The sequence below is a fragment of the Spongiibacter sp. genome (assembly GCF_041602295.1).
Taxonomy (GTDB): domain Bacteria; phylum Pseudomonadota; class Gammaproteobacteria; order Pseudomonadales; family Spongiibacteraceae; genus Spongiibacter.
In genome coordinates, this window is sequence record NZ_JBFIGO010000089.1 from 1 (window position 1) to 11,248 (window position 11,248).

The window sequence follows — 11,248 nt, forward strand, 5'->3', positions numbered from 1 at the left end:
CAACACCAAGGACGGTACATTGGCTGCGGCTTTCTCGACCTTTTCTTCCAGCGTGGCGCCGTCATAGGAGTTGGCCGATTGCAGGATGCGCTGGCCTTTACCACCGCCACCGGCAATGGCTTTCAAGCGGAAGCGATTATTGGGTTTTTCGGCCAGCATGCGCTTGGCCTCAACTTGCAGCGCCGCGCCGATGTCAGCAGCGTTAATAATATCGATGCCCGCGTCGTAAGACGCAGCCAACAGTGCCAGCGCCTGCTCTTCTTCGTCTTTGCATGCCGCAAAATCAACGCTGAGATTGTGTTCCTCGGCACAGGCTTGCAGGCCATCTTTGCCGTACTTGGCAAACAGCGCCAAGCTGGTGGCATTGTTCACGCCGGGAGTAACCGATACGCCGGTTTCCAATGCGGTGCGCTTGGCCTGGTCTTTCATGCCGGCCGACTTCTGGGTAAACGAACAGGGGCCGATGAAGTTCAGACCGGCATTTTCCATCGCCTCGACCATGTCGGCGTCTTCCGACATAAAGCCATAGCCGGCGAAAATCGAGTTGTAGCCATTGTCGTGGGCGATGCTGATGATCTGCTGGATGCGCTTGTTGCGTTCCTCCTTGGTAGCACCGGTGTAATCGGGAACACGGTGCACACGATCGGGGTCGGTCAAGCGACGCAGCTCGGGGGCCAGCGCATTGGTGTAGGTAATCGAGTCTTTTTCCGAGAGCAGGATGCCGTAGCCATTAATGCCCATTTCATCAAAGACATCCATTGCCTCTTTACGGATAGGGCCGCGGCAAATAATCAGCGGTTTCATATCCTTACAAGAGAAACTTCTTACCCAATCTGAAGTAGATTTAGCCAGCTGACGGTCTTTGTGGATCAGCGGATTGTTCTGGTAGTAATTGTTACTTGTCTGCACGTTGATAACCTCTTAAGCGAATCGTCTGGTGGTTGTTGTCGAGCGCATGGCTGCTTAGTGGAACTCACGCTGTACGCCGGACATCGGCGCAGGCGTGTAGCCCTTCAAGTGCAATTCCAATTGCTCGCCCAGGACTTTTCGCAGGTCCGAGGGCATGACGATCTGGGAAATAGATCCCAGGCTCAGTGCTTCGTTGGGGTTCATCAGTTCGCGTTCATAGCGTTGGGTCAGCAGGGCTTCTTCCTGCTTCTGCCACTCCGCGACCGCGGCGCTGGCAGCGGCCTCAGCATCGGCCTCGCTCATGCCCGCAGCGATATTCTGCTTAATGCCTTCGGCAACCCGAGACTTGATAGAGCCGCGAATTTTGCGCACCTCATCCTTGTACACATACTCAACACCCGCTGGCCCCATAACCGCCAGGCGGGTAGTCGGCAAGGCGCAGACAAAGTCGGCACCGGTAGGATAGTTGTTGAAGGAGGCGTAGGCACCGCCGAAGGCATTGCGAACAATGACCAAGAAGCGCGGTGTGCGCAGGTCGATAATCGCATCCAGCATGGCGCGACCCGCTTGAACAATACCGCCCGCCTCTTGTTCGCGACCCGGCAGGAAGCCGGTGGTGTCTTCCATAAAGATCACCGGGATATTGTAGACATTACAGAAGCGGATAAAGCGCGCATTCTTATAGGCGGCATCGATATCGATCTGCCCCGAAGCAACCGCTGAATTGTTGGCAACAAATCCGACGACGTTGCCGCCGATACGGCCCAGGGCACAGATGGTATTGCGCGCCCGCTCGGGCTGGATTTCGAAGTAGTCACCGTGATCACACAGCTGCTGAATAATGATGCTGATGTCAAACGGCGTGTTAAAACCGGTGGGGCTGTTGAAGGATTTCTTCAACAGCAGATCCACATCCCAGGTTTTGCGGTTGAGCGGGTCAGACGTCGGCTGGAACGGCGGCTGTGATGCCGAATTGTCTGGCAGGTAGTTCAGCAGTTCCTTCACTTTGCGCAGCGCCGCCACTTCGTCTGGCACCACAAAGTCGGTAACACCTGACTTGCTGTGCACACTGGGGCCACCCAGCTCGTCAGCTGTCACATCCTCGCCCAGCACCGATTTAACAACACCCGGGCCAGTCAGGCCAAAGAAGGTGTCATTGGGCTGGATAACAAAGGAGCCCTGACGCGGCAGATAGGAGCCGCCGCCAGCATTGTAGCCAAACATGCACATGATGGAGGGCACCACACCGTTGATTTTGCGCAGTGCCGTAAAGGCCTCCGCGTAGCCGTCCAAGCCGCCGACACCGGCCGGAATGTAGGCGCCGGCCGAGTCATTCATACCTACCAGCGGAATACCCAACTTGCCGGCCAATTGAAATAGGTTGGCCAGCTTGCTGCCATTGGTGGCATCCATGGAGCCGGCGCGAACGGTAAAATCGTGGCCGTACATGGCGATATCGCGGCCGTTGACCTTCACAATTGCGGTCACCAGCGAGGCGCCATCGAGGTTTTTACCCCAGTTTTGGTACAGCACTTTGGGCTCGCTGCCCTCGTCCGCCAACACCTGGATGCGCTCCCAGATCGTCATGCGTTTCTTTTCGTGCTGCTTCTGTACGGCTTTAATGCCCGCAGCTTTCATCGGACGCTGCTGCAAGTCATAACCGGCCTGCAATGCGGCCTCATACAGACCGGGATCGTAGTCGATCTGCCCCGGCACAGTGAATTCAAGCTCGGCTTTCTGCGCGAACGGATTTTCCAGTGAGGGAGTCAAATGCTCTTTTTTACTCATGCCTGTCAGTCCCAGATGCAATTTTTTTGTTTCCACTCTCCGCATGCAGGCTGAAGCTATCCACAGCCCTTGATTTCAGGCTGCCGGAATTCCTGCCAGCTGGCATGTGAGTAACGGATGATTGAGAATTACCGTTCTAAAACAAAATCGTCGGCGACGGCTTATTTGATTCTCAAAGCGGCGGCTAACATTACTGGGAAGCGCCCCAGCTGTCAATCTGCAGGGCGCTTCCAGCTCTGCCAACACATTGTTAAAACAGTAGATTTTTCATAGGCCTAGCGCGTACAATCAGCGCCTACCCTCTGCCGTCAACCGAGCTTTTTCGCCGCAGTAATGCCCAGTTTACGTCGCCGCGCCCTCAGCTACTTTGCCGATAGCAGCCCCTACTTCGAATGGCTGGCAGACGCCCCGTACCCGGTATTTCTCGACGCGGGCAAGCCCTATAGCGATCGCGGCCGCTTCAGCGTAATCACCGCCGATCCAGACACTATAATTTCATTCGACGCCAGTGATAACACGGCTATTGGGGTATTGATCTCTGAGGCTCAGGAGGCTATAGAGGGCCACACCAATGCGATGGCCAGCCTTAGCGAACTGCCCTTTTGCGGCGGCGCAATCGGCTATTTAAGCTACGAACTCGGCGAAGCCCAGCAGTTATCGCGGCCGCTGGACTGTGACTTACCCGCATTACTGGTGGGTATATATAGCTGGGCCATCGTTGTCGACCATCAGCAACAGCACTGCGAGCTGGTGGTACAAGGCTGCTGCCAGAGCCACTGGGCCCAGCGGCTGCTCGACGGCGAACAGCCCGATGGCCGGCGACCCGCCACCAGCCACGCCGGCGACTTCAAACTGGAAAGCGCCTTCCACAGCCCGCTCGACTGGCCGGCATACCGCCAGCGCTTTGCGCAGATTCAAGACTACATTCTCGCCGGCGACTGCTACCAGATTAATCTCACCCGGCAATTTTCCGCCCGCTATAGCGGCTCGCCGTGGCAGGCCTATCAGCGACTGCGCCGCGCCGCCGCCGCGCCCTTTTCCGCCTACTGGGATTTCGGTCAGGGCCAGCTGCTATCGCTATCCCCCGAGCGTTTTATTCGCGCCGATGGCGGCCAGCTGCAGACGCAACCCATCAAAGGCACCGCCGCGCGCGCCAGCGACCCAAAAGAAGACGCGAGGTTGGCGGAGGAGCTTCAAGCCAGCGAGAAAAACCGCGCCGAAAACGTCATGATTGTCGACCTGCTGCGCAACGACCTCAGCCGCAACTGCGTTGCAGGCAGCGTGCAGGCCGAAAATCTGCTCGAATTGCAGAGTTTTCGCACGGTGCACCATTTGGTCAGCACCGTATCGGGCTCACTGCGAGCAGACATAACGCCACTAGCCGCCCTGCTCGACTGCTTTCCCGGCGGCTCAATCACCGGCGCACCCAAGCGGCGCGCCATGGAAATCATTGCCGAACTAGAACCCAGCCGGCGCTCCCTCTACTGTGGTTCGCTGTTTTATTTATCCGCAAGCGGGCATATGGACAGCTCGATCACAATCCGTAGCTTTGTCTGTAAAAATGGTGTGATTCGCGGCTGGGCAGGCGGCGGCATTGTTGCCGACTCTGTCGCGGAAGAGGAATTTCAGGAAACTGAGGAAAAACTCGGCAAGCTGATGCGCGCACTTGCCGAGTTGAACGATTAAAGACTGAGGTTGCGATTAGAGGCCTTCAGAAACTCTTGCTTCAATGCCTCGTAGTCATGCACTGCGGGGAACTGAGGGAATTCCTCAATCACATTGCTTGGAGCCTTGAAAAGAATACCGGCATCGGCCTCTGCCAGCATGGTGGTGTCATTGTAGGAGTCACCGGCGGCGATAATGCGGTAGTACAGGGTTTTAAACGCCAAAACAGCTTGGCGCTTGGGGTTTACCTGGCGAATCTTATAATCGACCACCTTGCCCAGGTTATCGGTTTCCAGCTTGTGGCACAGTAGGGTCGGCCAGCCGAGTTGAGCCATCAGCGGCGCAGCAAATTCGTAGAAAGTATCCGACAAGATAACCACCTGAAAACGCGCGCGCAGCCAATCCAGAAACTCGCGAGCACCTTCCATCGGCCGCATATCAGCGATCACCGCCTGAATATCGGGCAAGCCCAAGCCATTTTCTTCCAGCAGGCGCAGGCGCTGCTGCATCAGTACGTCGTAGTCGGGAATGTCGCGGGTCGTCGCTTTCAGCGCTTCGATACCGGTGCGCTCTGCAAAGTCGATCCAGATTTCCGGAATCAAAACACCTTCCAAGTCCAGGCATGCGATTTCCACGGCGAAATTCTCCTCAAGTAAAAAAGGCGGTCAATCTAACGGCTTGCCGTCGAGAAAGCAATGACGATACCGCAACGGCCTCTGCCGACTTAAAAGGTCGGCAGCTCAATGGGAGCGAAAAGTGCTTCCAGCTCGGCCTTGCTCTGACACTGATAGGCGCGATCGACCAACTCAGGCGTTAGGTGGGGCGCAAACAACTCGACAAAGTCGTACATGAACTTGCGCATATAAGTGCCGCGCCGAAAGCCCACCTTGGTCACGCTGGGCTCAAATAAATGACTGGCATCCAGTGCCAGCAGATCGCTATCGGTGCTGGGGTCGTAAGCCATTTGCGCAACGATGCCAATGCCCAGCCCCAGGCGCACATAGGTTTTAATAACATCGGCATCCGTCGCGGTAAATACCACGCGCGGCTCCAAGCCGCGTTGAATAAAGGCCTCATCAAGCTTCGAGCGGCCGGTAAAACCAAAAACATAAGTGACGATAGGGTGAGCCGCAATGTCTTCAACGCGAAGCTTAGAAACACTGGCCAAGGGGTGGTCGCGCGGCACCAATATAGTGCGATTCCACCGGTAGCAAGGCATCATCACCAAATCGCTGAACAACTCTAATGCCTCGGTAGCAATAGCGAAGTCGACACCAAAATTCGCCGCCAGCTCAGATATCTGCATCGGCGTGCCCTGATGCATGTGTAGAGAGACATCCGGGTAGCGTTCAATGAAGGTCTTGATCACCGGCGGCAGTGCGTAACGCGCCTGGGTATGGGTGGTGGCAATCGACAAGCTGCCCTTGCTGGGGTTTTTGAATTCCTGGGCAATCTGTTTAATGCCCTCAGCTTTGTGCAGGATCTCCCCCGCCTCCTTCAAAATCGCCTCACCTGCGGGCGTTATGCGGGTCAAGTGCTTACCGTTGCGAGCGAAGATTTCCACCCCCAACTCATCCTCCAGCATACGAATCTGCTTGCTGATCCCTGGCTGCGAAGTAAACAAGCTCTGCGCTGTTGCCGAGACATTCATCTCGTGGTGGGCAACCTCCCAGATATAGCGCAACTGCTGCAACTTCATTATCGCTCTCTCCGTGTTATCGCGGTGCCGTTATCGGGCGTCGGGAAGATTGGCAATGCCGTGGGGCACATGGCCCGCCGACACGTGTTCGCTGGCCGACTCACAGTGGCTTTGCTGGTCATCAAAGAATACATCAGCACCATAGGCACGCAAGAACTCTCCTTTGTCGAGCCCACCGAGAAACAATGACTCATCGATACGAATATTCCACTCGCGCAAGGTCCGAATAACCCGCTTGTGAGCCGGTGCCGAGCGAGCAGTCACCAACGCTGTCCGAATCGGTGGCGCATCTGAGGGAAACTCCCGCTGCAGTGTATTGAGCGCCGACAGGAAGGGTTTAAACGGACCGCCACTCAAAGGCCGGTCGGCCGCTGCCACTTCACTGGCGGTAAAAGCCTCAAGTCCCTGACGTTTATACACTTGTTCGGCCTCATCGGAAAACAACACCGCGTCGCCGTCAAAGGCGAAGCGCAATTCCCGTTTGGCGCTCTGCTCAGCTTTACGCGAACGCGGCAGCAGGGTCGCCGCGGCCACACCGTTGTCCAAGGCGCGGCGCACATCCTCTGCATTCGTAGACAAAAAGAGATGACAACCAAAAGCGGACACATAATTATACGGGCTGTCACCACCGCTAAAGGCTGCGCGATGAATATTCAAGCCATAGTGTTCAATAGAGTTAAAAATTCGCAGGCCAGTGTCCGCCGAATTGCGCGACAGCAAGATCACTTCAACGCGGGCCTTATCCAGCATTTCATTCAGTCGCAGCAAACGCTCGACGATATTAAAGGCCTCGCCTTTTTCAAGGACTTCATCTTCGCGGTCAATCTGATATTGCTGATAGGCGTCCAGCCCCTGACTTTCAAAGACTCGATGACTGTCATCCAAATCAAACAATGCTCGCGACGAAATAGCGACCACTAGCTTGTCTTCAAATCCTTTGGGCATGAACATCCCTCGCAATAGACCTTATCCACTATACAAGATGCCTCTGCGCAGACAAGTAGAACCACCACCGTAGTCTACAAATAAAGGCTATTCCACTCCGTCAGACGAGGCGTCTCGCCCGCCATAATCCGCTGAATATCGGCCAGCAAGACCTTACTGAAGCCCGCTGCCACCGATTGCGATCGCTCGCCCCGCCACAGATTGGCCGACAGCAAGCCCAGTGCCCGCGGCGCCGAATCATCGCTCCAAATCAGCGCGCCGCTCTGCCCTGCGCTGTTTTGGCAATTCAGGCCCAACAGCACCATCGCCGCGCCGCGGTGCCCGGGCAGCGGCGCTGCCTGGCAGAGACTCAACCACAAACTACGCGGCGCCGTGTCATTCGGATAGGAAAGTGAAAACACCGCCTGCGATGCCAAGTTGGCCACAGCTAAATCGGCAAACAAAACCTCTCCCGGCAGAGGCTCAGGCAGTTCAAGCAGGGCCAGATCACTCCCGCTGTAGGCGTCGATATCTCCGCGCAATAACTGGTGGTGGTGATTCGCCAACAACCAGGCACGCCTGGGCTTGAGAAACAACATCGGCTGCTGCAAGGGCTGAGGGTAAAAACGCACCTGCCTGGCTAGCAATGACTCCGCAGTCGCCGCAAACAAGCAGTGGGCGGCGGTAATCAACCAGCGCTCCGCCACTGCCGTGGCAGTGCAGTGAGCATCACCGGCCTCGCCGTAATCACTGTGTAACAGCCCAACCACCCAGCTCCCCGGCTGGGCCAGCGGCGGCCGCCACAACCGCAAGCGCTGGCGACCGCCACGGTCATAAAACAGCGCCTGCGGCCGCCGCGAGCTAGGAACCGCCCCCTGACCATCCCGCCAGCGCGGTTGTCCCTGGGCGTCGGCGACCAGCAGACCGCCCTGAGGTAGCGCTAACGCCAGCTCCCCCGCTCCACTGGCCACTTCGCGCAGCGGCAACCACAGCAACAGCTGATTAAGCAGCGCCATGACCTTGTCAGCGTAAATTGCCGACTCCCGGGAAAACTCACCGCGAAGGCGCCGCAGCGCCTCCTCAACACTATACTCAGCGGATAAACCGGCCAGTACGTAGACGCTGCGCAACAAGCGCAGCTGGTCAAGCCAGGCGACGCTGTCTCGCGCCCGCTGGGCCAGTTGCCAAGACTGCTGAAGATCGGCGGGCAGGTCGCGGCGCCCCCAAAAGTAAACCAGAGCAAAATCCGCTGCCAACTGCGGACAGTCCCCCAAACGATCGCGCAAGGCCTGCATACGACGCCAGTCGGCATCTGCTATATACAAGGCATCGCTGTTCGCCCCAGGGGCAAAGCGCGGCGGACACGTTTCGCTAGCGGCCGCGCTAAGCGACCACAGAAGCACTGTCAGCAGCAGCGCGAGACCGGTAAACTTACGGTAGCAAATGCCACCACTATGGCTACAACTGAACGGACGATGGAGCGCGGGCAAACCTTGCATAATACAACCTGGCTGGAATTTGATGCCGAGGCGCTGCGCCACAACGCCATGGTGGTGAAACAACTCGCCCCGCATGGCGCCATCTTAGCCATGCTCAAGGCCAATGGCTATGGCCATGGCGCCGACTGGGCCGCCGCGCAACTGGCCGATAAGGTTCAGGGTTTCGGCCTTGCGAGACTCAGCGAAGCGCTGGCACTGCGGGCCAGCCAAGCTCAGGCAAAAATATTGTTACTCGGCACCCTGGTCGACGACGACACCCTACAACACTGTGCCCACGCCCGATTAGACCTGGTCATCCACCGTCTGGCTGACGCCCAGGCCTTGTGCGACAGCACACTGCCAGCGCCCATTACAGTCTGGCTAAAGCGCAATGTCGGCATGAATCGCCTGGGCCTCAGCGGCGGCGACTTCAGCGCCGCCCACCAATTGCTGGCGCGCAACCGCAATGTCAGCGGCATTATCCATATGAGCCACTTCAGCGATGCCGACGATGTCGCAAGCTCCACCACCGTTGAGCAGGCCCAGTGCCTGTTCGACAGCAGTGCCGGCTTGGGTACCTTCCCTCGCAGCCTCGCCAACTCTGCCGCCATCATTGCCCACCCCGGCAGCCACGCCGACTGGCAACGACCGGGGATCATGCTCTATGGCGACGACCCCACCGGCCTGCTTCGCGGTGACCAGCAGCTGCGCGCGGTAATGAATTTTAAAAGCCGCGTGCTGGCGATACGCGAGCTGCAGGCCGGCGAAGGCGTCGGCTACAACCGACGCTGGCGGGCAAACTCTAGCCGCCGTATCGCGACCGTCGGCGCCGGCTACGCCGACGGCTACCCGCGACACGCCGCCGACGGCACCCCGGTATTGGTCAACGGTCAACGCGCCGTCATCGCTGGACGGGTATCGATGGATTTGCTCACCGTAGATGTCAGCGAGATCGACAAGGTGAGCGTCGGCGATGAGGTCACCCTTTGGGGCGACGGCCTGCCCGCAGCCGAAGTCGCCAAGCACTGCCAAACCATCAGCTACGAGTTATTTACCGGCGTCACCGCCCGCGTAACGCGCCACTATTAGCGGCGAGCGACCGGCCGCGGGGCTTGCCGCTGCCCTTGCCCTTGCCCAGATATCGTGACCTTAGCTGTCGCCAGCCAGTGCCGAAGCCAAACGCGCACGGCTAAGCTCGAACACCACCGGGCTGAGCAAAATCAGGGCAATCAGGTTAGGTAGTGCCATTAGGGCATTGAGGGTGTCGGCCAACAGCCAGACAAAATCTAATTGCGCCATCGCCCCGAGCGGGATCGCCGCCACCCAGGCAATTCGAAAAGGCATAACCGCAAGACGGCCAAAGAAATACACCACACAGCGCTCGCCGTAATAGGCCCAACCCAACATCGTGGTAAAGGCAAACACCGCCAAACCAAGCGAAACAATGTAATCGCCGCCGCCAATCAAGCTGTCGAAGGCCAGCGCCGACAGCGCCGCACCGCTCTCCCCACCCTGCCAAACGCCGGAAAGAAGAATCACAAAGCCGGTGATACTGCAGACCAAAATGGTATCGATAAAGGTACCCAGCATGGCGATCAGCCCCTGGCGAACCGGGTTGTTGGTCTGCGCCGCGGCGTGGGCTATCGGCGCGCTGCCAAGGCCGGCCTCATTGGAGAAAATCCCCCGCGCCACCCCAAAGCGAATGGCCGCGACCATGCCCGCTCCAGCGAAACCGCCCACCGCCGCCGCGCCGTTGAATGCGGCGTCCACCACCAGCGCAAACAGCGCCGGAATCTCCGCGGCATTCATCGCAATGATCACCAGTCCCAGCGCCATGTAGCTGACCGCCATCACGGGCACCAGTATCCCGGCCACCGCACCGATACGCTTAACACCGCCGAGAACCACCAAGCCCACGCCCAGCGCCAAAGCCACACCGGTCACCCACACGGGAAGGTCAAAGGTATTATTCAGGGCATCGGCGACCGAGTTGGCCTGCACGGTATTGCCAATACCAAAGCCCGCAAAGGCACCAAAGAAGGCAAAGCAGGCGGCCAGCCAACGCCAGCGCGGCCCAAGACCATTTTTGATGTAATACATCGGCCCGCCGGTGAAATTTCCCGCCTCATCGCGCTCGCGATAGTGCACGGCGCACACCGCCTCGGCGTATTTCGTCGCCATGCCCACCAGCGCGGTACACCACATCCAGAACAGGGCACCCGGGCCACCCAGCGCAATGGCGGTCGCCACGCCGGCGATGTTGCCGGTGCCGATAGTGGCTGACAGCGAGGTCATCAGCGCCTGAAAGGCGCTAATTTCACCGCTTTCAGCACGCCCCTTGCGGCCCCGCAGGAGCAGACCAAACGCCTGGGGAATATGGCGCAGCGGCAGTAACCGCAGCCCCACCATCAAATAGGCGCCGGTGCCGAGAATCATCACCAGCATCGGCCAGCCCCAGACCAGGCTATTGAGTTCGCTGATCAGCGCAGTCATGGTTTCCATATAAAAGCCTTATCGTATTGTTATTGCGCTTCAGTCAGCCGTTGAGAAAATCAAAGTGCTCGCGATGCGGGAACAAACCAAAAATACCGCCGGTGTGCACAAACACAATATCGCCATCATCACCGAAACGGCCGCGCTCACGCTCGCAGAGCATGGCGTGAAACGCCTTGCCGGTGTATACCGGGTCCAATACCACACCTTCGCAGGCCGCCAAGTCGGCAATGCAGCGATACACCTCCTCGTCCGCTTTGGCATAGCCCGGCCCCACATAGCCATCAATCAC

The 11,248-nt window shown here is 58.1% G+C and carries 10 protein-coding genes; 2 read left to right on the plus strand and 8 right to left on the minus strand.

From position 1 onward, the window contains the following. Together ABYM29_RS12535 and ABYM29_RS12540 are read right to left on the minus strand one after the other, a co-directional pair. Positions 1-909, minus strand: a 909-nt coding sequence (locus tag ABYM29_RS12535; RefSeq protein WP_372865108.1) for a biotin carboxylase N-terminal domain-containing protein, incomplete at its 3' end; no start/stop codon positions are given. Positions 910-963: 54 nt separating this feature from the next. After that, on the minus strand, positions 964-2,697 hold the full coding sequence (locus tag ABYM29_RS12540; protein WP_372865109.1) for an acyl-CoA carboxylase subunit beta: 1,734 nt from the start codon (positions 2,695-2,697) through the stop codon (positions 964-966). A 333-nt stretch (positions 2,698-3,030) separates the two neighbouring features. Between ABYM29_RS12540 and pabB the strand changes: the two genes are divergently transcribed. Continuing rightward, complete coding sequence (gene pabB / locus ABYM29_RS12545; protein WP_372865110.1) at positions 3,031-4,383, plus strand: aminodeoxychorismate synthase component I; 1,353 nt, start codon at positions 3,031-3,033, stop codon at positions 4,381-4,383. On the opposite strand, the gene thrH is transcribed toward pabB, so the two are convergent. The 4 genes from thrH to ABYM29_RS12565 form a co-directional block, all read right to left on the minus strand. Continuing rightward, positions 4,380-4,997, minus strand: a complete 618-nt coding sequence (gene thrH / locus ABYM29_RS12550; protein WP_372865111.1) for a bifunctional phosphoserine phosphatase/homoserine phosphotransferase ThrH — start codon at positions 4,995-4,997, stop codon at positions 4,380-4,382. The two genes, pabB and thrH, sit on opposite strands and share 4 nt — an antisense overlap. 89 nt (positions 4,998-5,086) lie before the next feature. Continuing rightward, entirely contained in the window at positions 5,087-6,061 is a 975-nt protein-coding gene (cysB, locus tag ABYM29_RS12555) for an HTH-type transcriptional regulator CysB (RefSeq protein WP_372865112.1), read from the minus strand. A gap of 30 nt (positions 6,062-6,091) precedes the next feature. Then, positions 6,092-7,006 carry a 5'-nucleotidase gene (locus ABYM29_RS12560; RefSeq protein WP_372865113.1) on the minus strand — a complete coding sequence of 305 codons (915 nt, stop codon included), beginning with the start codon at positions 7,004-7,006 and terminating at the stop codon, positions 6,092-6,094. 74 nt (positions 7,007-7,080) lie between these two features. Beyond that, a complete protein-coding gene (locus tag ABYM29_RS12565) occupies positions 7,081-8,310 on the minus strand; it encodes a hypothetical protein (protein WP_372865114.1) in 1,230 nt (409 codons plus the stop codon). Between the two features lie 129 nt (positions 8,311-8,439). Between ABYM29_RS12565 and alr the strand changes: the two genes are divergently transcribed. Beyond that, positions 8,440-9,552: an alanine racemase gene (gene alr / locus ABYM29_RS12570; protein ID WP_372865115.1), complete on the plus strand. Its 1,113-nt coding sequence runs from the start codon at positions 8,440-8,442 to the stop codon at positions 9,550-9,552. A 60-nt stretch (positions 9,553-9,612) separates the two neighbouring features. Here the strand turns inward: alr and ABYM29_RS12575 are convergent, their stop codons facing one another. Both ABYM29_RS12575 and ABYM29_RS12580 read right to left on the minus strand, forming a co-directional pair. Beyond that, the gene (locus ABYM29_RS12575; protein ID WP_372865117.1) at positions 9,613-10,956 is read right to left on the minus strand and encodes an alanine/glycine:cation symporter family protein; all 1,344 of its coding nucleotides are present in this window, start codon (positions 10,954-10,956) and stop codon (positions 9,613-9,615) included. Positions 10,957-10,999: 43 nt separating this feature from the next. Continuing rightward, the coding region (locus ABYM29_RS12580) for a pyridoxal-phosphate dependent enzyme (protein ID WP_372865116.1) at positions 11,000-11,248 on the minus strand (249 nt) is incomplete at its 5' end.

Bases quoted from the DNA above. Each gene is read 5' to 3' on its own strand.
- cysB (WP_372865112.1), bottom strand. From the start codon at position 6,061: ATGAAGTTGCAGCAGTTGCGCTATATCTGGGAGGTTGCCCACCACGAG.
- ABYM29_RS12560 (WP_372865113.1), bottom strand. From the start codon at position 7,006: ATGCCCAAAGGATTTGAAGACAAGCTAGTGGTCGCTATTTCGTCGCGA.
- ABYM29_RS12540 (WP_372865109.1), bottom strand. From the start codon at position 2,697: ATGAGTAAAAAAGAGCATTTGACTCCCTCACTGGAAAATCCGTTCGCG.
- alr (WP_372865115.1), top strand. From the start codon at position 8,440: ATGGCTACAACTGAACGGACGATGGAGCGCGGGCAAACCTTGCATAAT.
- ABYM29_RS12575 (WP_372865117.1), bottom strand. From the start codon at position 10,956: ATGACTGCGCTGATCAGCGAACTCAATAGCCTGGTCTGGGGCTGGCCG.
- pabB (WP_372865110.1), top strand. From the start codon at position 3,031: ATGCCCAGTTTACGTCGCCGCGCCCTCAGCTACTTTGCCGATAGCAGC.